The organism is Acidovorax sp. sif0632, assembly GCF_019218805.1.
In the GTDB taxonomy this organism is placed as follows: Bacteria; Pseudomonadota; Gammaproteobacteria; order Burkholderiales; family Burkholderiaceae_C; genus Acidovorax; species Acidovorax facilis.
In genome coordinates, this window is sequence record NZ_JAHUWW010000001.1 from 615,430 (window position 1) to 636,406 (window position 20,977).

A 20,977-nucleotide genomic window follows, 5' to 3' on the forward strand; every position below is an offset into this window, starting at 1 on the left:
AACTCAGCGACCCCGTCATTTTAATGCCAGTCGTCTTTCGATTCTTTTCCGTATTTCCACTGTGGTTGCTGCACATCATGGGCGCGGCCATGGGCTGGATTGCGTTTTGTGCGTCGCCCACGTACCGGCGTCGCTTTCTCGCCAATTCGGCCCTGGCAGGGTATTCGCTCGGCGACGTGCGTGCCGCTGTGGCCCATGCCGGCCGCATGGTGGCCGAGCTGCCGCGCCTGTGGCTGGGGGCGCCACTGCCCTGCCGCATCGAAGGCGAGGCCTGTGTGGAGCAGGCGTATGCGGCCGGGCGCGGCATTTTGTACCTCACGCCGCACCAGGGGTGCTTCGAACTGTCGGCCCAGGCAGCGGCCCGGCGCTGGAGCGCGGAGCGCGGCCCCATCACGGTGCTGTACCGCCCCGCGCGCCAGGCCTGGCTGGCCAAGGTGATGGAGACCGCACGCAACCGGCCCGGCATGCTGGCCGTGCCCACCACACTGGCGGGTGTGCGCCAGATGATCAAGGCCCTGCGGCGGGGTGAGGCCGTGGGCCTGCTGCCCGACCAGGTCCCGCCGGACGGGCAGGGCCTCTGGGCGCCGTTTTTTGGCCGCGATGCCTACACCATGACCCTGGCCGTGCGCCTGGCGCAGCAGACGGGTGCTGCCGTTGTGCTGGTGCGCTGCGAGCGGCTGCCCTGGGGCCGTGGTTTTGTCACCCATTTCGAGCCGCTGGCGCAACCGCTGTCGGACCAGTTGGACGTTGCCGTTGTGCAGATCAACCAGGCCATGGAACACCTTATCCGCCAGTGCCCCGAGCAATACCTGTGGGGCTATGCCCGTTACAAGCAGCCGCGCGCCGAGGCAGCGCCTGCTGCGGGAGCTGCGGTATGACGGGACGCCTGGGTGTGTGGTTCATGCGGGTGCTGGCGCACCTGCCGCTGCCCGTGCTGCGCGGCATGGGATGGCTGCTGGGGCAGGTGGCCTTTGTGCTGGTGGCGCCCCGGCGCAAGGTGGCGCTGCGCAACCTGGAGTTGTGTTTCCCGGACTGGACCGAGGCGCGCCGCCGCGCCGTGGCGCGCGCCAGTTTTGTGGTGTTTTGCCAGACCTGGCTGGACCGCAGCTGGCTCTGGGCCGCGCCTCGCGAGGTGGTCGAGCGGCGCGTGCAACTCAGAGGTGCCGTGCACGAGCTCGACGGCGACACCCCCACGATACTGTTTGCCCCGCACTTCTATGGCATGGACGCGGGTGGCCTGGCGCTGCCGCTGCATTCGGGCCGAGCGTTCACGTCCATTTTTGCCACCCACCCCGATCCGGCGGTGGACGGCTGGTTCATGGCCGGGCGCCAGCGTTTTGGTGACGTGCGCATGCTCAACCGCTCGGACGGCGTCAAACCCATCATCGCCAACCTGCGCAAGGGCGGCCTGCTGTACCTGCTGCCCGACATGGACTACGGGCGCAATGATTCGGTGTTTGTGCCGTTCTATGGCGTGACGGCGGCCACCATCCCGTCGCTGTCGCGGTTTGCGCGGCTGGGACGCGCCAAGGTGGTGGGTGTGTATTCGCGCATGACGCCCACAGGCTACGTGGCCGAGGTCTCGCCCGCCTGGGCGAATTACCCCACCGACGATGCCGAGGCCGACACCCTGCGCATGAACCACGAACTGCAGGCCGTCATCAACACCATGCCCGAGCAGTACTACTGGGTGCACAAGCGTTTCAAGACACGGCCCGAAGGCGAACCGTCTTTTTACGCCTGAAAATTTGAGTCAAATCAGCATCTGGCGCCTATCTGTCAAGCGCTGGTAGCTATCATTTTGATTGCAAAAATCGCTGCAGTTCCAGGGCCACGCGCTCAGGGTGCTCGTGCACGATCCAGTGCGAGGCCTTCTCCACCTGCCGCAGCTGCAGCTGCGGCACCCAGCCCGGCAGGCCGTCGAGCAGGCCGGGCAGCAGGGCCGGGTCGTCCATGCCCCACAGGACCAGCGTGGGCACTGTCACCGTCAACATGGATTCGGGCAGGGTGATGGCTTGCGCGCCCGGGTCACCATCGCGGGGTGGGCGCAGGGGGCTGGCGCGGTAGTAGTTGCAGGCACCCGTCAGGCCCTGCTGCCACAGCGCGCGGTACTGGGCGCGCACGCTCTCGGTCAGCCACGCGGGGGCGCTGCCGTCCGGGGCGTTGAAAAAAGCGAACAGGCGGCGAAAGTCGTCCTCGGCCAGCAGGGCCTCGGCATCAGGCCTGCACAGGAAGTGCATGTACTGGCTGCCCGCCTGCTGCGCAGCGTTGTGTGCCAGCTCCCGCACAAAGGCGCCAGGGTGGGGGGAGTTGATGATGGCCAGCCGCTTCATGAGCTGCGGCTGCTGGTTGGCCAGGTTCCAGGCCACGGCGCCACCCCAGTCGTGCGCCACCAGGCATTCCAGCGCGCCGCCGGGGCATTCGTGGGCAATCAGCGCTACCAGGTCCTGCACCAGATGCTTGGCACGGTAGGCATCCACTTCGGCGGGGCTGCTGGAGGGGCCAAACCCGCGCAGGTAGGGCGCTACGCAGTGGTAGCCACCGTTTTCGGGGCGGGAAAAGTGCAGCAGCAGCTCATCCCAGATGAAGGCACCCTCGGGGAAGCCGTGCAAAAACAGCAGCACTGGGCGGCCCGCCACGCCGCTTACGCGGCAGTGCAGGGTGGTTCCGTGGGGCAGGGGAGCGGAGACGGTCTGGATCATGGCGCTATGCATTTAATAGCTAATAGCGCTTGATGGATAAGCGCTAGGGCCTAATTTGACTGAATATCCTCAGAATCACCGAGCTCTGGGGGCTCAACGGCGGGGGCAGGGGCTGCGTCGCCCGAGGCTTGCACCGGGTGCGCCCACTGCCACAGCAGCTGTGCCACCTCGTCCACGCCTTGTTTCTTGAGGGCCGAGAACATCATCACCTCTCCGCCGGCCGCGTTCAGTCGCGTAATCGACAGGATCTTGGCTTGCTCCGAGCGTGTGAGCTTGTCCGCCTTGGTCAGCACGATCAGGAATTTCAGGCCTTCTTCGACGCGTGGGCGCAGCACCTCCAGCAGCGCCTCGTCCAGCTCGGTCAGCCCGAGCCGGGGGTCACATAGCAAGACGATGCCGGTAAGTCCAGGGCGGCTCACCAGGTAATTGACCATCACCTGCTGCCAACGCACCTTGTCGGACCGCGACACCTTCGCGTAGCCGTAGCCGGGCAGATCGGCCAGTACCGCATCGGTCGCGCCGTGCTTGCCCAGCGAGAAAAGGTTGATGTGCTGCGTGCGCCCGGGCCGTTTGGAGGCGAAGGCCAGCTGCTTTTGCTGCGTGAGCGTGTTGATGCAGGTGGATTTGCCCGCGTTGGAGCGGCCCACAAAAGCGATCTCGGGCACATGGATGGGCGGCAGGTGGTGCAGCTGGGCGGCCGTGGTCAGAAACCTGGCGGTGTGCATCCAGCCCATGGCGATCTTGGCGTCGGGAGCGGGCGGAAGGGAGCCAGCAACTGGCGCGGTGGAAGAGGTCGTCATGGAATATTGGGAGGCTTGGGAGCCTCATTGTAGAATCGCGAGGTTTTGCGCACATAAACACAGACCCTCGATATGAAGTTGCTCGCCTCTTTGCTGACGGCTGCCGCACTGGCAGCACCTGTTTTTTCGGCCTATGCGGCGGGCGATGCCCCCAAAGCGGCCAAGCCGGATCTCGTCAAAGGCGAGGCCAGCTACACCGCAGTGTGTGCTGCCTGCCATGGCGCCGATGGCAATTCGGCCATTGCGGCCAACCCCAAGCTGTCGCAGCAACACCCCGAATACCTGGTCAAGCAGTTGCAGGAATTCAAGTCCGGCAAGCGCAACAACGCCATCATGAAGGGTTTCGCCACCGCGCTGTCGGACGAGGACATGAAGAACATTTCTTACTGGGTGGCTTCCAAGGCGGCCAAACCCGGCTTCGCCAAGGACAAGAACCTGGTCTCCCTGGGTGAGCGCATCTACCGTGGCGGCATCGCCGACCGCCAGATCGCTGCCTGTGCTGGCTGCCACAGCCCCAATGGCGCGGGCATCCCTGCCCAGTACCCCCGCCTGTCGGGTCAGCACGCTGACTACACTGTGGCCCAGCTCAACACCTTCCGCGATGGCTCGCGTGCCAACAGCACCCAGATGACGCAGGTGGCGGCCAAGCTGAACGACAAGGAAATCAAGGCCGTGGCGGACTACATCGCTGGCCTGCGCTGATTGACTTGATTTTCGTCAATCTTGTGGCCCGCTAGACCGGGTTGCACGGAACCTACCGCCAATAACAATCCCAAAACGGGCGGGCCCATCGCACAGATGGTCCCGCCCTTTTTCTTTCCTTCTCTCGCGCCTCCTCGCCGTCTCCTTACTTTTTCATCCATGTCCGATAACACCCAAGGCCTTCGCATCCAGTCTGGTTCCCAGGCCTGGCGCGCCGGGATCGAGCTGCTGTCCTCCATGCGGTTCGCGATCTCGCTGCTGACGGTGATCTGCATTGCCTCGGTGATCGGCACGGTGCTCAAGCAGCACGAGCCAGCGGTCAACTACGTCAACCAGTTCGGTCCTTTCTGGGCGGAGTTGTTTGGCGCCATCCAACTCAATGCGGTCTACAGCGCCTGGTGGTTCTTGCTGATCCTGGCGTTTCTGGTGATCAGCACATCGCTGTGCATCGCCCGCAATACACCCAAGATCCTCATCGACCTCAAGGTCTACAAGGAAAACATCCGCGAACAAAGCCTGAAGGCCTTTCACCACAAGGCCGAGGCAACGCTCAGCGGTTCTGCCGAGGTCGAGGCTCGCCGCATTGGCACCCTGCTGGCCGGTGGCGGATGGAAGGTGCGCCTGCAGCAGCGCGACACCACCTCTGGCCCCGGCACTGGCTGGATGGTGGCGGCCAAGGCGGGTGCTGCCAACAAGCTGGGCTACATCGCCGCGCACAGCGCCATCGTGCTGGTGTGTGTGGGCGGTCTGCTGGACGGAGATCTCATCGTGCGCGCCCAGATGTTGCTGGGGGGCAAGACACCGTACCAGGGCGGCGGCCTGATTGCCGATGTGAAGCCCGAGCACCGGCTTTCCGAGCGCAACCCCACCTTTCGGGGCAACCTGCTGGTGGCTGAGGGCACACAATCGAGCACGGCCATCCTGAATCAGTCCGACGGCGTGCTGCTGCAGGACCTGCCGTTTGCCATCGAGCTCAAGAAGTTCATCGTGGAGCACTACTCCACCGGCATGCCCAAGCTGTTTGCCAGCGAGATCATCATCCACGACAAGGCCACGGGCGAGAAGACGCCCGCGCGTGTGGAGGTGAACCACCCGGCCAGCTACAAAGGCATAGAAATCTACCAGTCGAGTTTTGACGACGGCGGCTCGCACCTCAAGCTGCGCGGCGTTCCCATGGTGGCAGGCGCCAAGCCCATTGAGGTCGAAGGAGTGGTCGGCAATTCCACCCAGTTGACCAACAACGGTGGCGGCCCGGGCAGCGAGACGCTGACGCTAGAGTTCACAGCACTGCGCACCATCAATGTCGAGAACTTCGGGGGTGCAGGCCCCGGTGGCAGCGGTGTGGATGTGCGCAAGGTGGACCTGCGCGAGTCGGTGGAATCCCGCCTGGGCGCTGCCAACAAGACCGTCACCAAAAAAGAACTGCGCAACGTGGGCCCGAGCGTGAGCTACAAGCTTCGGGACGCAGCGGGCCAGGCGCGTGAGTTCCACAACTACATGCTGCCCGTGGACACGGGCGATGGCGTGCCGGTGTTTCTGCTGGGTGTGCGCGAAACCCCTGCAGAGCCATTCCGGTACCTCCGGGTGCCAGCCGATGACAAGGGCAGCATGGACGGTTTCGTTCGCATGAAGGCCACCCTGGCCGACCCCGCGGCGCGCGAACAGGCCGTGCGCCGCTATGTGGCGCAGGCCATCGACACCTCGCGCCCGGATCTGGCCGAGCAGTTGCAGCAGTCTGCACTGCGGGCCTTGGCTCTGTTTGCGGGCCAGGGCATGGTCGATGGCAAGCCCACTGGTGGCCTGCAGGCGGTGTCGGACTTCATGGAGGCCAACGTGCCCGAGGCCGAGCGCGCGCGGGCGGGTGAGGTGCTGGTGCGCATTTTGAACGGCACGCTGTTCGAGGTGGCGCAGTTGTCGCGCCAGCGTGCCGGCCTGCCGCCGCTTCCCCAGGACGATCAGACGCAGGGCTTCATGACGCAGGCCGTGCTCTCGCTCAGCGACGCGCAGATCTACCCCGCACCGCTGGCGTTTGAACTCAAGGACTTCACCCAGGTACAGGCCAGTGTTTTCCAGGTGGCGCGAGCCCCTGGCAAGAATGTTGTCTATCTGGGATGTGCCTTGCTGATCCTGGGCGTTTTTGCCATGCTCTACGTCCGCGAACGGCGAGTCTGGGTCTGGGTGGCGCCGCAGGACGGGCGTACCCACGCCACCATGGCCCTGTCCACCAACCGCAAGACCATGGACGGCGACCAGGAGTTTGTCCAGCTCGCACAAAAACTGATCGGGGCATCGCCCCGCGAAGGCACCGCATGAATACCGCGACTTCTTCCTCCACGACCACCACGATCACCCTGAACGAGGGTTTTTTTGCCCGCCGCAACTGGTTCGACTGGCTGTTTGCCGCCATCGTGGCCGTGGGCGGGCTGTATGCGTTGCAGCGCTACGGCGCCTTCATGGACGTCTACGAGAAAGGTATTTTGCTGGGTGCCATTCCGTGCACGATCTGGCTGGGCTGGTTCTGGCGCCCCTTGCGCGCGCTGATGCTGATCGTGGCTGCGGTGGCGCTGTTGGCCATCGGCCTGTACCAGCAAGACGGTGCGGGTAGTCTGGCGCGGGCCGATACGGTGTTCGGCCTCAAGTATTTCCTGTCGAGCCAATCTGCCATCCTGTGGATGAGCATGCTGTTCTTCATGAGCACCATCTTTTACTGGGTGGGCATGTTCTCCCGCGGCGAGGGCCGCACCATGAGCATGCTGGGCTCGCGCATTGCCTGGGTGGCTGTGGCCATGGCGCTCATCGGCACGCTGGTGCGCTGGTACGAAAGCTACCTCATCGGCCCGGACATCGGCCACATCCCGGTGAGCAATCTGTATGAAGTGTTTGTGCTGTTCTGCTGGATGACGGCGGCGTTCTACCTGTATTACGAACAGCAGTACGACACGCGTGCACTGGGCGGGTTCGTGATGTTGGTAGTCAGTGCCGCCGTGGGCTTCCTGCTCTGGTACACGGTGGTGCGCGAAGCGCACGAGATCCAGCCCCTGGTGCCTGCCCTCAAGAGCTGGTGGATGAAGCTGCATGTGCCCGCCAACTTCATCGGCTACGGCACGTTTGCGCTGGCCGCCATGGTGGCCTTTGCCTACCTCATCAAGCAGCAGGCAACCGAAACCCGCTGGTACAAGCTGGCGCCGCTGTGGCTGCTGGGCGTGGTGCTGTGTTTCGAGCCCATCGTGTTTCGCCAAGGTGCGACCGAGAACGGTGGCAGCTACTGGATGGTGTACTTCGGCATTTCGGCTTTCATCGTGGCTGGCATCCTGCTGGGCCGCAAGCGCATCGCGGCGCGCCTGCCCTCGTTTGAGATCCTGGACGACGTGATGTACAAGTCCATCGCCGTGGGCTTTGCGTTCTTCACCATTGCTACCGTGCTCGGCGCGCTGTGGGCGGCCGAGGCCTGGGGCGGCTACTGGAGCTGGGACCCGAAGGAAACCTGGGCGCTGATCGTCTGGCTCAACTACGCCGCCTGGCTGCACATGCGACTGATGAAGGGGCTGCGCGGCACCGTGTCGGCCTGGTGGGCGCTGGTGGGCCTGGCGGTGACCACGTTCGCGTTTCTGGGGGTGAACATGTTCCTGAGCGGTTTGCACAGCTACGGCACGCTGTGATGGGGTGAGGGCTCAGTCGGGCATCGGGGTGGGGCCGGCAACTATTGCGTCTTCGGTGTAACCTGCGTGGTCTAGGGAACGAACTAACAGTTGTGCTGCTCTACTGCTGCAGCTGTTTCCACCAGACCATGACCGGAGCCTCTCCATGCTGATCCCTTCGCGCGATTCGGGTTTCAACCACCCCCACTCCTCCGAAATCACACCCCGCGCGGTCTACGAAGACCGGCGCCAGATGCTCAAGCTCATGGCGGGCGGCGCTGCAGGTGCCGCGATGGCGGCCTGGGCAGGCCGCGAGGCACTGGCGCAGCAGGCGCAGGTGGTGCGGCCCAACAAGCTGGCTGCGCTGGCGGGTGCCAAGTCCACCGTGGCGGGTGCGGTCACGATGGAAAAGCTCACTGACTACAAAGACGCGAGCACCTACAACAACTTCTACGAATTCGGCACCGACAAGGCCGACCCCGCGCGCAATGCCCACACACTCAAGACCACGCCCTGGACGGTGGAAGTGGAAGGGCTGGTCAAGAAGCCGGGTAAATACGGCATCGAAGACCTGATCAAGCTCAGCGCACAGGAGGAGCGCATCTACCGCCTGCGCTGCGTGGAAGGCTGGTCCATGGTCATCCCCTGGGTGGGTTATTCGCTGGCCGAACTGATCAAGCGTGTGGAGCCCCAGGGCAGCGCCAAGTATGTGGAATTTGTGACGCTGGCCGACAAGGCCACCATGCCTTTTGTCGGATCGCGCGTGCTCGACTGGCCCTATGTGGAAGGCCTGCGCATGGACGAGGCAATGAACCCTCTCACTCTGCTGGCTTTTGGCATGTATGGCGAAGTGCTGCCCAACCAGAACGGGGCGCCTGTTCGCCTGGTGGTGCCGTGGAAGTACGGCTTCAAGAGCGCCAAAAGCATTGTCAAGATCCGCTTTGTCGAGAAAGAACCCGGCACGGCATGGAACAAGGCGGCCAAGCAGGAATACGGCTTTTACTCAAACGTGAACCCTGAGGTGGACCACCCTCGCTGGAGCCAAGCCACCGAGCGACGCATTGGCGAAGATGGCCTGTTTGCCAAAAAGCGCAAGACGCTCATGTTCAACGGCTATGAAGCCCAGGTGGGGCAGCTGTACGCGGGCATGGACCTCAAGAAGTTCTACTGATCTTCATTCGCCTTTTTTCTCCGCTTGACGTGTAGGTAAAGCGGCAGAAGAGGGGCGCGGATCACCATGCGCAAACTCTTCCTCCATCCTGCCGCCAAGCCCGTGGTCTTTGCACTGTGCCTGCTTCCGTTGGCGTGGCTGGTCTACGCTGCGGCGGCCAATCAGCTGGGCGCCAATCCGGCCGAGGCCCTGATCCGCGCCACGGGTGACTGGACGCTGCGCGCGCTCTGTCTGGTGCTGGCCGTTACGCCGCTGCGCGTGGTGACTTCCACGCCCCAGCTTGCGCGCTTTCGGCGCATGCTGGGCCTGTTCGTATTTTTCTACGGCCTGCTGCACCTGCTGAGCTACGCCTGGTTCGACATGGGTTTTGATGGGACCGACATCGTGCGCGACATCATCAAGCGGCCTTTCATCCTGGTCGGGTCTCTGGCGCTGCTGGTGCTCACGCTGCTTGCCGCCACATCGTTCAACCGCGCGATCAAGGCTTTGGGCGCAAAGCGCTGGCAGGCGCTGCACCGCAGCGTATACGCAGTGGCGGGCCTGGCCATCCTGCACTTCTTCTGGATGCGCGCTGGCAAGAATGATTTTGGCGAGGTGGCGGTGTATGCGGCGGTTTTGTCAGCTTTGCTGGGCTGGCGGCTGTGGCACCGGCTGCGCAAGCGTCGGCCAACCCAGGGTACGGCGGGGGCCAAGGCATCCCAAGCCGCCCGCACGTCGTAGCGCTGTGCTTGTGGAGTTATTTGCTATATAAATAATAGCTGCTGGCGCTTGATGGTAAAGCGCCAGCAGCAAATTTAGCCTGAAATTCCAAGACCTGTGGCTACCGCGCCGGTGCCGCGCGCATCTGCCGGGTCACAGGATCGATGTAACCGGTGGGAATCTGGTACGCCCGATCGTCAAACAGGTCGATGCCACACATGAGGTTCTCGATCCAGCTGAAGAAATCGCTGATCGCCTGCTTGCCCATGATGGGCGCGCCGTGCTGTGGCACCAGCATGGCGATATCAAGTTGCCGTGCCATGCGGACCCACAGCCGCAGGATCTTGTTGGACACCATATAGCGGCGGTGAAATCCCTCCATGCGCGGGATGTGAGCCTGGAGGTCGGTCACCGGCACACGAGCCTCGGCGCCCGACATCATCGACACCCCTAGGTCGCCGGTGAACAGGATGCGGCTGACCGGGTCGTAGAAGTGAAAGTTGCCCTCGGAGTGCATGAAGTGCGCAGGCAGCAGCACCAGTTCATGGCGGCCCAGGGGCAGATGCCCGCCACTGTCGGGCACACCGATGACGCGATTTTCCGTCTTGCCTACCTTGGTGAAGTGGGGCGCAAAACGTTCCCAGACGCGTGAGATCACCAGGTCGGCCTTAGTGCTGGTCATCCAGCGATCCAGCGAGGCAATGATGTCTGGGTCTGCATGCGAAGCGATCAGGTACGACAGCTTGTGCGGCGGGAAGTGCTTGGTCATCCCCATGAACAGCTCGTTGAAGGCCAGGTTGCCACCGGGGTCGATGATGGCGCCGGTGTCGTCGTCCACGATCAGAAACTGGTTGGCCTGAACGGCCTGACCGTCTTCTTCGATGAGGTCGGTGAACATCAGACAAGCATGGTTCTTGTCGCGGTAGAGTTCGAGGGCCATGGCCATCCTGCGGTGCAATAAAGCACGAACTGTACGATTGACCCTCTGAGACGTCCTTGATAGAAATCAAGTGCCCTGGTGGTATTGGTGATCAGAACCGTTGTCCCGGTCCTTCTGCCGCTTTTCAGCGCGGCGCTGACGCTGAAGCTGCGGGGGGCTGCGCAGGGCTGGCGGTACCGACGCCGGGGGTCAAGGTCTGGGGCAGGGTCGCACGCTGCGCAGCTGCCGGACTGCTGGGCAAATACAGGGGGCCCCGTTGACCGCAACCTGCAAGGGCTGCCGCACTGGCAGCAAGGACAAGCGTCCTGACTAGAATTTGGGAAGCTTTCAACATGCGCAAATTGTAATGACCGACCTCGAATTCATGGACCACGCCGAAAAACTGCTGCTTGCCGTCGAGCGCAGCTGCGATCGCATCAACGATGCGACCGATGCCGATGTGGACGCCCAGCGCTCCGGGGGCATGGTGACATTGACGTTCCCCAATCGCAGCCAGATCGTCATCAATCTGCAAAAACCTCTGCACGAGGTGTGGATGGCCGCGCGGTCCGGTGGTTACCACTACCGGTTTGACGGCCAAGCCTGGCAGGACACCAAAGGAGCTGGGGAGTTCTTTGAGTGCCTGAGCCGCGACGCAGCCGCCCAAGCGGGGTTGCCACTGCAGTTTTCAGCGTGAGCCACCCTCCTGGGTGGCTCACGTCTCTCGGGTAGATGGAAGGGCGTCCGCAACGCCATCAGTTGCGGAACAGGTCCAGGATGCGGTTTCGCTCTTCGGTGGGCGGTGGCGCTTGTGGAGCCACAGCGGGTGATGCGGATCGGTCATCGAGACCTACACTTGGGATACCGCTGTTGCGCGCGTACTCGTCGTAGAACCATTCCCCGCCGACATTGACCACGCCAGCGGGCACTGTGGGCTCCATGACGGGGACACCCTTGAGTGCACGTTCCATGAAATTGATCCATACCGGCAGGCTGAGGCCGCCCCCTGTTTCGCGGCTTCCCAGGTTACGCGGCGTGTCGTAGCCAATCCAGGTCACTGCAGCGATCGTAGGTTGGTATCCGGCAAACCATGCGTCCACTGAATCGTTGGTGGTCCCGGTTTTTCCGTAGAGGTCTGGCCGCTTCAGAGTTGCTTGCGCCCGCGCTGCGGTACCGGAGCGCGTGACCTCTTGCAGCAAGCTGTTCATTACGAAGGCGTTGCGGGCATCAATGGCGCGCGGTTGTTCGCTGGTGACCGGCGGAGTCGTTTCAGAGATGACGCGACCCTTGTGGTCGGTGACTTTGGTGATCAGCCAGGGGTTCACGCGGTATCCGCCGTTGGCAAAGACGGAATAGGCTGTAGCCATTTGCAGGGGTGTGACGGAGCCCGCGCCCAACGCCATGGTGAGGTAGGCCGGGTGCTTTTCAGCATCGAAGCCAAAGCGGGATATCCACTCCTGCGCGGTCTTCGGCCCGACGGCCTGCAAGATGCGGATCGAGATCATGTTCTTGGACTTGGCCAGTCCCGTGCGCATGCTCATGGGGCCGTCGTACTTGCCATCGTAGTTCTTGGGCTCCCATGGTTGGCCACCGGTCACCCCTGCATCAAAGAACAGAGGGGCGTCGTTGATGACCGTTGCGGGCGTGAACCCTTTCTCCAGTGCCGCTGAGTAGATGAAGGGTTTGAAGCTCGACCCGGGTTGGCGCCATGCCTGTGCGGCGTGGTTGAACTTGTTCTTGTCGAAATCAAATCCGCCGACCAGCGCCCGGATGGCTCCAGTGCGCGGGTCCAGTGCCACCAGGGCGCCCTCGACTTCGGGCAGCTGTGTAATTTCCCAGGCGTTCTTGGGTGTTTTCACCACCCGGATCACTGCTCCACGGCGGACCTTGATGTTGGGCGCGGCCTTGTCACTCAGGCCGGACTGTGCGGGCTTCAGTCCATCGCCGGTGATTTCAAGTGTGTCGCCGTTCGCGCGGGCCGCAACGATCTTGCGCGGCGAGGCCTCCAGAACCACGGCAGAAAGGACGTCGCCGTTGTCCGGGTGATTGGCCAGCGCGTCGTCAATGGCGTCTTCCACCTCCTGGGCCGCCGTCGGCAACACCACGAACTTTTCCGGGCCGCGGTACTGCTGGCGTCGTTCGTAGTCCATGATGCCCCGGCGCAGCGCCGCATACGCAGCCTCTTGTTCCGCAGCGTTAAGTGTCGTGTAGACGTTGAGTCCGCGTGTGTAGGCCTCGTTGCCATACTGCGTGAAGATCAGCTGGCGCGCCATCTCGGCCACGTACTCTGCATGAATCCGGGTACTGTCCGGGCCGGTACGGATCTTGAGTTCTTCTTTCTTGGCATCTGTCGCCTGCTCGGCGGTGATAAAGCCGTTTTCCTCCATGCGCTCAATGATGTAAAGCTGCCTGGAGCGAGCCCGCTTGGGGTTGCTGATGGGGTTGTACGCAGAGGGCGCTTTGGGCAGACCTGCAAGCATGGCCGCCTCAGCCACGGACACCGATTTCAGGGGCTTGCCAAAATAGGCTTCTGACGCCGCAGCGAATCCATAGGCGCGATTGCCCAAATAAATCTGATTCATGTAAATCTCAAGAATCTGATCTTTGGTCAGTAAATGCTCGAGTTTGAATGTCAGTAAGATTTCGTAAATTTTGCGTGTAAATGTTTTCTCTGACGAGAGGTAAACATTCCGCGCCACCTGCATTGTGATAGTAGAGGCGCCCTGGCTTTTTACCCGGCCAAGATTAGCCAAGGCTGCGCGAATTACGCCTTTGTAGTCAACGCCGCCATGCTGGAAGAAGCGGGCATCTTCAATGGCCAATACCGCGTCCTTCATGACCTTCGGGATTTCACCAATGGGGGTGAGGTTGCGGCGCTCCTCGCCGAATTCGCCCAGCAAAGCGCCTTCGGCAGAGTAAACGCGCAAAGGCAACTTGGGGCGATAGTCAGCGAGATCAGAGATGTCCGGCAGGTTCGGATAGGCCACCGCCAGCGCCACTGCAATGGTCAGAGCCAATCCCACGGCGGCCGCAGTCGCCAGGCCCACCATCCAAAGAGTGGCGCGCACCAGCCAACGGAGCCAAGTGGGGCGGGAGGGAGCGGAAGGAGAGTCCTGCTTGTCAGAGGACTTCGATGAAGAGGGCGGCATATCGCTCCGGAGGGGTAAGACGGCCCATTATAAAAATGTCCGCTGCACCCCACTGAAAATCACAATGCCCGGCCCGTGCCCGTCTGCCCAAAGGTGCGTCATCGTTGCCAAACGGTGTTGCAAGGGCGGCTAAATTCGTCTGCTTTTGGCAACGCTCCGCAAGTGTTACGCGGGGAAAAATCTTTGCTGGAGAACTATCTTACTGATAGCATTCATGTGAAGTGTTAAGTTTTGTTGCCTCATTTTGGCAAGTTACAGGGGACCAATCTTGAGCTCAATGGGGTCTTTGTTCAGTCGCCAGTCTCCGCCGCTGCTGGGAATCGACATCAGTTCCTCCAGTGTCAAACTGGTGGAGCTTGGGCGCGATAAGGCAGGCGGCTTGGTTCTGGAGCGTTGCGCGATCGAACCGCTGGAGCGTGGCTGGATCACGGATGGCAACATCGAAAAATTCGACGAAGTTGCGGACGCACTGCGCCGCCTAGTCAAAAAAAGTGGAACGCGCACGAAGAACGTCGCCTTGGCACTGCCGCCATCGGCCGTCATTACCAAGAAGATCACGCTGCCAGGGGGCATGACAGAACAAGAGCTTGAGGTTCAAGTCGAGTCGGAGGCCAATCAGTACATTCCTTTCTCGCTCGACGAAGTGAGTTTGGACTTCTGCGTCATCGGCCCCAGCAAAAATGCGCCGGGAGACGTCGATGTTCTCATTGCCGCATCTCGGCGAGAGAAGGTCCAAGACCGTCAGGGTTTGGCAGAGGCTGCAGGCCTCAAGCCCGTGGTGGTGGACATTGAATCCCATGCCTCCCGATTGGCTGCGGGGCGTCTCATTGAGGCCTTGCCCAAGAAAGGCGTCGACGCAATGGTTGCGCTTTTTGAGGTGGGAGCACTTACCACCAGCATGCAGGTTATCCGCAACGAAGAAGTTCTTTATGACCGGGACCAAGCTTTTGGAGGAGCGCAGCTGACCCAATTGATCGTCCGTCAATACGGTTTCTCAGTGGAAGAGGCGGAAAGTAAAAAGCGAAATGGTGACCTCCCAGAAGACTATCAATCGGCTGTGCTGCGGCCGTTTGTAGACAGCATGGCCCAAGAGATCGGCCGAGCTTTGCAGTTTTTCTTCACCAGTACACCCCATAACCGTGTTGATCACATCATGCTTGCAGGTGGCTCCGCGCCACTGCCAGGCTTGACAGAGGCTGTTACCCAGCAGACCGGCTTTGCGTGCAGCGCAGTCAATCCTTTTGACGGTATGGAAATCGGAAGTTCCGTTCGTTTGAAAAAAATGGTGCGTGAGGCGCCGTCCTATCTGACCTCGTGCGGTCTGGCCATGCGGAGGTTCCTGCAGTGATTCTGATCAATTTACTTCCGCACCGGGAAGCTGCGCGCAAACGTCGGAAGGAAGCCTTTCAGGCGACGATGTTTGCATCATTTCTGATTGGTCTGGCAATCGCTGGGGCAGTATATTGGTGGTTTCAAATGATGATCACCGCCCAGCAAGAGCGAAATGCTTTTCTTCAGAGTGAAATTAAGGTCCTTGAAGAACAAATCAAGGAAATTGCCACTATAGAAGACGAAATTGCGGCTTTGCGGGCTAGGCAGAAGGCTGTGGAAGATCTTCAGTCAGATCGAAATCTCCCTGTTCACTTGCTCAATGAGCTTGTGCGTCAGATACCAGAAGGCGCGTATGTGACAAGCATTAAGCAAACCGAGCAAGTAATCGCTATGCAAGGGGTTGCCCAATCCAATGAGCGTGTTTCTGAAATGCTTCGCAATTTGACAGATAACACTCCTTGGCTGTCGAAGCCGGAGTTGGTGGAAATTGTGGCGAGCAATATTGCTTTGTCGTCCAGAGACCAGCGTCGAGTGTCCACGTTCAATTTGCGTTTCCGGCTGATGCGTACCGGTGAAGTGCAAAAAGCCAAAGACTCGGCTAGCGCCGCGATTGGGAAATAAATATGGCAAAAAAATCAAAAAAAGATATTGATTTCTCTGCCTTGCAGGAAAATATTTCTCGGCAGTTTCGGAATTTGGATCCCAAAGACCCCTCTTTGTGGCCAGTAGCTCCAAAAATTCTGTTATGTCTTTTTATTTCCATCGCGGTGGCTGCTGTTCTTTGGTTTGCCAAGATCAATGAGTATGAAGTCGAACTTGAAACAGAGATCGCTAAAGAGCAAACCCTGCGTCAAAACTATCAAGCAAAATTGACTAAAGCTGTGAGTTTGGAAGCTTTAAAGCGTCAACGAGAACAGGTTCAGCAGTACGTTATTCAACTGGAAAAACAACTGCCAAGCAAGGCTGAGATGGCAGCGCTGCTCTCTGATATCAATCAGGCGGGTCTTGGAAGAAGTTTGCAGTTTGATTTGTTTCGACCAGGCCAAGTGGTGGTTAAAGAGTATTATGCTGAATTGCCTATTCAAATTCGTGTGACTGGAAAATATCACGATATGGGAGCGTTTGCATCTGATATCGCGCATCTGTCCCGAATTGTTACTCTAAACAATATTTCCATTGCCCCACTGGGGAAGGAGAAGGGTGGGGCTACGTTAACGATGGAGGCCACAGCCCGTACGTTTAGGTACCTCGATTCTGAGGAAATTCAGGCTCAAAAGCAGGTGGCGAAGGGCGGTAAAAAATGACGTCACATAGACTGATTTCATTAATAGTGATGGCTCTTGGTCTGTCCGGTTGTGTTTCTTCGGGTGATGACGAATTGCGTCAGTGGATGTCGGAGTTGCGGGCAACAACCAAACCCAAAGTAACCCCTTTGACTGAGCCCAAGCAATTTTTACCCCAAACCTATGCAATGGATTCAGGAGTCGAGCCGTTCAACTCTATAAAGTTAACACAGGCGTTGAGACGAGAGTCTACCCAGTCCGCTTCTAACGCTGCTTTAATTGCCCCAGAGATGGCCAGACGAAAGGAGCCTCTGGAGTCTTATCCGCTGGATGTAATGGCGATGGTAGGCAGTCTTGATAAAAAGGGTGCGCCGACTGCACTATTGAAAGTTGATAAGTTACTTTATCAAGTGCGAGTTGGAAACTATATTGGTCAAAACTACGGGCGAATAACGAAAATTACTGAGAATTCGATTCAGTTGCGCGAAATTGTTCAAGATGCAACTGGTGATTGGATTGAACGTTCGGCCTCCCTCGATCTGCAAGAGGACAAGAAATGAAATATCTAAAAATTTATCCATCAAAGATTTGTCAAATTGCAGTGGGATTCACATTTGCTGTATTGACACCTATCAGTGTGTTCGCGCAGATTGTAGTTCAATCTGTAATGGGGAGCGTGCAGAACGGTGTAGATGTGGTCCGTATTGATTTTTCTGAACCACTGAAGTCTGTGCCTACAGGATTTTCCATCCAATCGCCTCCTCGCATTGCTTTGGACTTTCCTGATGCGTCCAATGCGACTGGAAAAAATGTTTTTGAAGTGAATCAGGGCAACGTTAAGTCTGTCAATGTGGTGCAGGCCGGTGACCGCTCCCGAATTGTCCTGAATCTTAAGCAATCCACTTCCTACCAGGCTGAAATTCAAGGGAAATCACTCCTGATTTCTTTGGGGACGGTGCAGTCTGCCAATTCAGCAACTCAAGCGGTGTCTGCTCCAGTGTTTGCTGATCCTGCTAATTCTGATATTCAGACACTGAAAGATGTTGACTTCAGACGAGGCGCGGATGGCTCTGGGCGTGTGGTGGTGATGCTTCCTTCAAGCCAAGTGGGCGTTGATATTCGTCAGCAGGGAAAAGGTTTGGTGGTGGATTTTCTAAAATCTTCATTGCCGGAAGGACTGCGCCGGCGTTTGGATGTGGGTGATTTTGGCACGCCAGTGCAAGCTATTACCACCGTTCAGCAAGGTGAGCGGGTTCGCATGACCATTGATCCTGTTGGTGATTGGGAACATAGCGCATATCAGAGTGATAGCCAGTTCGTAGTTGAAATCCGGCAAAAGAAGGTCGACCTGAACAAGCTAACACAAGGCCCTGGATATAGCGGGGAGAAGCTATCGCTGAATTTTCAGAATATTGAGGTTCGATCACTTCTGCAAGTCATTGCTGATTTTACCAATTTCAATATTGTGACCTCGGATACGGTCACTGGTTCGCTGACACTGCGCCTTAAGGATGTGCCTTGGGATCAAGCGCTTCAAATCATAATGGAGGCCAAAGGCCTGGGGATGCGAAAATCTGGCACGGTGTTGTGGATTGCGCCTAAAGATGAAATTGATGACAGGACGAAGAAGGATTACGAGGCTGCGTTAGCTATTCAAAAACTGGAGCCGCTTCGAACGCAAGCGTTCCAAATGAATTATGCAAAAGCGGTTGATATGGTCGCTCAACTGACTGCCCAAAGCGGTGGTACATCGGGGGGGACTTCAAATAGATTCCTGTCGGAGCGAGGTAGCGCTATTGCGGAACCCAGAACCAATCAGCTTTTTGTGACTGACACGGCAAGTAAACTGGAAGAAGTGCGTCAGCTCCTCTCGACCTTGGATGTTGCTGTTCGGCAAGTGATGATTGAAGCGAGAATTGTTGAGGCATCCGATACGTTCGGGCGCTCCTTGGGCGTTCGACTAGGTGGAACAGATTTGCGTGCTAATCGTGGCGGTACCGGTGGATACAATATCGGTGGTGGCAATAGCATGGCTTTTGGTACTAGTTATAGCAATGCGGTAGCTTCGTCTGGTGCTGGTGGAACTAATAATACTCTGGGTAATTTTGTTAATCTTCCTGCGCAGGCCCAAGGTGGGTTCGATCCGGCTAGCTTCGCTATATCGATTTTTAACTCAGCGGCCAACAGGTTTTTGAATCTTGAAATATCTGCGATGGAGGCAGACGGTAAAGGTAAGATTGTGTCTAGCCCCCGTGTTGTGACAGCTGATCAAACCAAAGCATCTATCGAGCAAGGAACCGAGTTCCCATACCCTGTGACAGCTCCAAATGGTGGAACGGTTATCGCGTTCAAGAAGGCAGTTTTGAAGTTGGAGGTCCTGCCTCAAATAACTCCAGAGGGTAATATCATCTTGGATCTTGATGTAAATAAAGATAGCCCAGGTGAAATTCTTCAGAATGTGCGAGCTATTAATACCAAGCACATTAAAACACAAGTGTTGGTTGAAAATGGTGGTACGGTCGTAATTGGCGGAATTTTTGAATTGTTCGAGGATGATGCTGAGGCAAAGGTTCCGTTTTTGGGTGATATTCCTGGTGTAGGTAATTTATTCAAAACAAAAACTAAGCAAGCCAATAAGCAAGAAATGTTAATTTTCATTACCCCGAAGGTTCTCACTGAGCGTGCTGCGGCTCGCTAATTTTATATTGAATGGATGAGCAATGTTGAAAAATGCTAAATTTTTAACCCTTGCGTTAGCGGCAATCTTGTCGGCATGTGGTGGTGGCGGTAGCGGTGGTTCGGGCGAGACACAGGAAAATTACAGCATCACGCTTCGGGCTGAAAAGACGCAATTGCCATTAAATATTGCAGGCGCTATGCCTGGTATTGGAGCATATCGGCCGTATACCACATCTTTATATGTGGAGGCTCGCAAGGGCAGTGTGCTGATACCTAGTGGTGAGAATGTCTTTGGCTGTAATGTAGCTGGTGGGTTGGATTCGGGGTCGCTATATTATTTGGATGGTGATCCAGATCATCAAACGGAAGTTGATGATGGGAATGGCGGGAAAATAATAGTTCCGAACGCCTATCGAAATATTACGTTGGGCGCAAATTCAGGTGGAAATTCTTTCCATTTCCATGCCGGTGACCAAGCTGGAACCGCGCGCATCACGTGCTCTGTGACTGATCCGCGTGACAATCAGCAGAAATCTGCGAGTGTGACGATTGCTGTGGGCGGTACCACCGGAAAGCCAGCTAGCGTGCGTATGGAAGCTCAGATTCCAGGTTATCTGGGTACCAAGAACAACGCTAATGGCCTTCTGAATCAGATGGGAATACAGGCGTTTGTGATGGATGATGCCAATCAGCCTACGGCAAGTGCCTCGGGGGCCAACATGCAGGTTCGCATTCTGTCGGGCACAGATGCAGCCCAGGGGGCGCGTTTGGTCTCTGGTGCTCAGAGCGGTAGCATTTTGCAACTGCCGTCCATCGGCGGTGTTGCAACGTTCTCCCTGCTAAGCAGCACTGAAACTGGAGCAATTTTCCTGGAGTTGACGGCGGATCGTTTTGACAACAATGTGAGCAATGGCATCATTGACCCGATCACATCGATTCAACCGATTTCTGTGCTGGAGGCGCTGACGAGTGCGCCGACACTTGCCGATGTAGATTTGGGCACCGTAACCAAAGGAGTCCCATTCACGGCGCTGCTGACCGTCAGTGGGGGATTGCCGCCTTATGTTTGGTCGGCGACTGGATTGCCTGCCGGTTTGGCTATTGACGCCAGCACCGGTATGCTGAGTGGCACGGCTAGCACCAGCGCACAAGAGCGTGATTACCGTGCCACAGTAACTGTGGTAGATAAGAACAAGCGATCTGCAACGGCTGTTGTCAAACTGAAGTTGGTAAATGGGTTGCCGGAAGACTTTGCAATCGGTGATTGCAATTCGACTGCTGTTTGCTCGTTGGGAACAATTCCCGTTGGGAATAGTTTTACCTACTCGTTTGTTGCTTCGGTAAGCGATGTGACTTGGAGTTTCACCAGTCTGCCGTCTTGGCTGACCAGTGGCACGACCGGTGCCGCCGGGGTTCTCAATGGAACACCCAAGGTGGCTAACTGTGGCGAACAAAGATTCTTGGTGACTGCCACAAAGGGTGCGTCGAAAGTGACGCGGACGTTTAGCATCACTGTGGTGAGCGCTGGGTCTGTTCCTCCTGGTGGGGAACCTGTCGACTACATCTGCCCGTAGCCGCCAAGTTGCTGCACCGTGCTTAGAGAGTGCACCTGACAATGCCTTATTGCTAGGTGCCTTCGATTTTTAACCCCGGCTTGCCGGGGTTTTTTGTTGTGGAAACTGGCGCGCGTCTATGTCCGCAGAGTCAATCGGGAGCGGCACAAGCGCGTTGCTGTGGCCGGTGCGCTGGGTCAGTGCCTACGTTCAAAGAAACCACATGCGCTACGTCGAGCGTTTAGCATCTCCTGGCACTTTGTAAGAGTCCTTCGGTATGGGGGATTGGGCTTCCCCTTCGTCAACCAAGCTGGCGACCAAGAACTTGCAGTGTGGCGTGGTATGCGCCT

At 58.3% G+C, this 20,977-nt stretch carries 19 protein-coding genes; 14 read left to right on the forward strand and 5 right to left on the reverse strand.

Translation table 11 applies throughout. The annotated features are described in order from the left end of the window. Window positions 1–23: 23 nt before the first annotated feature. Together KW832_RS02725 and KW832_RS02730 are read left to right on the forward strand one after the other, a co-directional pair. On the forward strand, window positions 24–878 hold the full coding sequence (locus KW832_RS02725) for a lysophospholipid acyltransferase family protein (protein ID WP_055399298.1): 855 nt from the start codon (window positions 24–26) through the stop codon (window positions 876–878). Beyond that, the gene (locus KW832_RS02730) at window positions 875–1,744 is read left to right on the forward strand and encodes a lysophospholipid acyltransferase family protein (protein ID WP_055399296.1); all 870 of its coding nucleotides are present in this window, start codon (window positions 875–877) and stop codon (window positions 1,742–1,744) included. The genes KW832_RS02725 and KW832_RS02730 overlap by 4 nt, the downstream gene beginning before the upstream one ends. Window positions 1,745–1,796: 52 nt before the next feature. On the opposite strand, the gene KW832_RS02735 is transcribed toward KW832_RS02730, so the two are convergent. Further along, window positions 1,797–2,702: an alpha/beta fold hydrolase gene (locus tag KW832_RS02735; protein WP_218298733.1), complete on the reverse strand. Its 906-nt coding sequence runs from the start codon at window positions 2,700–2,702 to the stop codon at window positions 1,797–1,799. Window positions 2,703–2,752: 50 nt separating this feature from the next. Beyond that, the gene (gene yihA / locus KW832_RS02740; RefSeq protein ID WP_121422409.1) at window positions 2,753–3,502 is read right to left on the reverse strand and encodes a ribosome biogenesis GTP-binding protein YihA/YsxC; all 750 of its coding nucleotides are present in this window, start codon (window positions 3,500–3,502) and stop codon (window positions 2,753–2,755) included. 72 nt (window positions 3,503–3,574) lie between these two features. Here yihA and KW832_RS02745 point away from each other — a divergent pair, with 72 nt between their 5' ends. From KW832_RS02745 to KW832_RS02765, 5 genes are all read left to right on the forward strand, one after another. Next, window positions 3,575–4,204: a cytochrome c gene (locus KW832_RS02745; protein WP_055399289.1), complete on the forward strand. Its 630-nt coding sequence runs from the start codon at window positions 3,575–3,577 to the stop codon at window positions 4,202–4,204. A 159-nt stretch (window positions 4,205–4,363) separates the two neighbouring features. Continuing rightward, entirely contained in the window at window positions 4,364–6,517 is a 2,154-nt protein-coding gene (locus KW832_RS02750; protein ID WP_055399287.1) for a cytochrome c biogenesis protein ResB, read from the forward strand. Then, window positions 6,514–7,863, forward strand: coding sequence for a c-type cytochrome biogenesis protein CcsB (ccsB, locus tag KW832_RS02755; protein WP_218298732.1), 1,350 nt, complete (start codon window positions 6,514–6,516; stop codon window positions 7,861–7,863). The genes KW832_RS02750 and ccsB overlap by 4 nt, the downstream gene beginning before the upstream one ends. A 145-nt stretch (window positions 7,864–8,008) precedes the next feature. Beyond that, window positions 8,009–9,013: a protein-methionine-sulfoxide reductase catalytic subunit MsrP gene (msrP, locus tag KW832_RS02760; protein ID WP_055399284.1), complete on the forward strand. Its 1,005-nt coding sequence runs from the start codon at window positions 8,009–8,011 to the stop codon at window positions 9,011–9,013. A 66-nt stretch (window positions 9,014–9,079) separates the two neighbouring features. Then, the gene (locus tag KW832_RS02765) at window positions 9,080–9,733 is read left to right on the forward strand and encodes a sulfite oxidase heme-binding subunit YedZ (RefSeq protein WP_218298731.1); all 654 of its coding nucleotides are present in this window, start codon (window positions 9,080–9,082) and stop codon (window positions 9,731–9,733) included. A gap of 100 nt (window positions 9,734–9,833) precedes the next feature. On the opposite strand, the gene KW832_RS02770 is transcribed toward KW832_RS02765, so the two are convergent. Together KW832_RS02770 and KW832_RS02775 are read right to left on the reverse strand one after the other, a co-directional pair. Beyond that, window positions 9,834–10,652 (reverse strand): MBL fold metallo-hydrolase, encoded by an 819-nt coding sequence (locus tag KW832_RS02770; RefSeq protein WP_218298730.1) that lies wholly within the window; start codon window positions 10,650–10,652, stop codon window positions 9,834–9,836. A gap of 124 nt (window positions 10,653–10,776) precedes the next feature. Then, a complete protein-coding gene (locus KW832_RS02775; protein WP_121507458.1) occupies window positions 10,777–10,986 on the reverse strand; it encodes a lipoprotein in 210 nt (69 codons plus the stop codon). 12 nt (window positions 10,987–10,998) lie between these two features. On the opposite strand from KW832_RS02775, the gene cyaY reads away from it, so the two are divergent. Next, a complete protein-coding gene (gene cyaY / locus KW832_RS02780; RefSeq protein WP_121422414.1) occupies window positions 10,999–11,328 on the forward strand; it encodes an iron donor protein CyaY in 330 nt (109 codons plus the stop codon). Window positions 11,329–11,386: 58 nt separating this feature from the next. On the opposite strand, the gene KW832_RS02785 is transcribed toward cyaY, so the two are convergent. Then, window positions 11,387–13,780 (reverse strand): penicillin-binding protein 1A, encoded by a 2,394-nt coding sequence (locus tag KW832_RS02785; RefSeq protein ID WP_218298729.1) that lies wholly within the window; start codon window positions 13,778–13,780, stop codon window positions 11,387–11,389. A gap of 268 nt (window positions 13,781–14,048) precedes the next feature. Here KW832_RS02785 and KW832_RS02790 point away from each other — a divergent pair, with 268 nt between their 5' ends. The 6 genes from KW832_RS02790 to KW832_RS02815 are packed head-to-tail and all read left to right on the forward strand — an operon-like array spanning window position 14,049 to window position 20,648. Next, window positions 14,049–15,128 carry a pilus assembly protein PilM gene (locus KW832_RS02790; protein WP_055399276.1) on the forward strand — a complete coding sequence of 360 codons (1,080 nt, stop codon included), beginning with the start codon at window positions 14,049–14,051 and terminating at the stop codon, window positions 15,126–15,128. Continuing rightward, window positions 15,125–15,733: a PilN domain-containing protein gene (locus tag KW832_RS02795; RefSeq protein WP_176888442.1), complete on the forward strand. Its 609-nt coding sequence runs from the start codon at window positions 15,125–15,127 to the stop codon at window positions 15,731–15,733. The genes KW832_RS02790 and KW832_RS02795 overlap by 4 nt, the downstream gene beginning before the upstream one ends. A 2-nt stretch (window positions 15,734–15,735) precedes the next feature. Continuing rightward, complete coding sequence (locus tag KW832_RS02800) at window positions 15,736–16,416, forward strand: type 4a pilus biogenesis protein PilO (protein WP_176888445.1); 681 nt, start codon at window positions 15,736–15,738, stop codon at window positions 16,414–16,416. Next, entirely contained in the window at window positions 16,413–16,955 is a 543-nt protein-coding gene (locus KW832_RS02805; protein ID WP_176888446.1) for a pilus assembly protein PilP, read from the forward strand. The genes KW832_RS02800 and KW832_RS02805 overlap by 4 nt, the downstream gene beginning before the upstream one ends. Further along, the gene (gene pilQ, locus KW832_RS02810; protein WP_218298728.1) at window positions 16,952–19,093 is read left to right on the forward strand and encodes a type IV pilus secretin PilQ; all 2,142 of its coding nucleotides are present in this window, start codon (window positions 16,952–16,954) and stop codon (window positions 19,091–19,093) included. The genes KW832_RS02805 and pilQ overlap by 4 nt, the downstream gene beginning before the upstream one ends. A gap of 22 nt (window positions 19,094–19,115) precedes the next feature. Beyond that, window positions 19,116–20,648 (forward strand): putative Ig domain-containing protein, encoded by a 1,533-nt coding sequence (locus tag KW832_RS02815; RefSeq protein WP_218298727.1) that lies wholly within the window; start codon window positions 19,116–19,118, stop codon window positions 20,646–20,648. Window positions 20,649–20,977 lie beyond the last annotated feature (329 nt).

What these genes read in the sequence shown, in the direction of transcription:
- KW832_RS02775 (WP_121507458.1), bottom strand. Translation starts at nt 10,986, where the DNA reads ATGTTGAAAGCTTCCCAAATTCTAGTCAGGACGCTTGTCCTTGCTGCC.
- yihA (WP_121422409.1), bottom strand. Translation starts at nt 3,502, where the DNA reads ATGACGACCTCTTCCACCGCGCCAGTTGCTGGCTCCCTTCCGCCCGCT.
- pilQ (WP_218298728.1), top strand. Translation starts at nt 16,952, where the DNA reads ATGAAATATCTAAAAATTTATCCATCAAAGATTTGTCAAATTGCAGTG.
- KW832_RS02730 (WP_055399296.1), top strand. Translation starts at nt 875, where the DNA reads ATGACGGGACGCCTGGGTGTGTGGTTCATGCGGGTGCTGGCGCACCTG.
- msrP (WP_055399284.1), top strand. Translation starts at nt 8,009, where the DNA reads ATGCTGATCCCTTCGCGCGATTCGGGTTTCAACCACCCCCACTCCTCC.
- KW832_RS02785 (WP_218298729.1), bottom strand. Translation starts at nt 13,780, where the DNA reads ATGCCGCCCTCTTCATCGAAGTCCTCTGACAAGCAGGACTCTCCTTCC.
- KW832_RS02815 (WP_218298727.1), top strand. Translation starts at nt 19,116, where the DNA reads ATGTTGAAAAATGCTAAATTTTTAACCCTTGCGTTAGCGGCAATCTTG.
- KW832_RS02735 (WP_218298733.1), bottom strand. Translation starts at nt 2,702, where the DNA reads ATGATCCAGACCGTCTCCGCTCCCCTGCCCCACGGAACCACCCTGCAC.
- KW832_RS02750 (WP_055399287.1), top strand. Translation starts at nt 4,364, where the DNA reads ATGTCCGATAACACCCAAGGCCTTCGCATCCAGTCTGGTTCCCAGGCC.
- KW832_RS02805 (WP_176888446.1), top strand. Translation starts at nt 16,413, where the DNA reads ATGACGTCACATAGACTGATTTCATTAATAGTGATGGCTCTTGGTCTG.
- ccsB (WP_218298732.1), top strand. Translation starts at nt 6,514, where the DNA reads ATGAATACCGCGACTTCTTCCTCCACGACCACCACGATCACCCTGAAC.
- cyaY (WP_121422414.1), top strand. Translation starts at nt 10,999, where the DNA reads ATGACCGACCTCGAATTCATGGACCACGCCGAAAAACTGCTGCTTGCC.
- KW832_RS02800 (WP_176888445.1), top strand. Translation starts at nt 15,736, where the DNA reads ATGGCAAAAAAATCAAAAAAAGATATTGATTTCTCTGCCTTGCAGGAA.
- KW832_RS02745 (WP_055399289.1), top strand. Translation starts at nt 3,575, where the DNA reads ATGAAGTTGCTCGCCTCTTTGCTGACGGCTGCCGCACTGGCAGCACCT.
- KW832_RS02765 (WP_218298731.1), top strand. Translation starts at nt 9,080, where the DNA reads ATGCGCAAACTCTTCCTCCATCCTGCCGCCAAGCCCGTGGTCTTTGCA.
- KW832_RS02770 (WP_218298730.1), bottom strand. Translation starts at nt 10,652, where the DNA reads ATGGCCCTCGAACTCTACCGCGACAAGAACCATGCTTGTCTGATGTTC.
- KW832_RS02725 (WP_055399298.1), top strand. Translation starts at nt 24, where the DNA reads ATGCCAGTCGTCTTTCGATTCTTTTCCGTATTTCCACTGTGGTTGCTG.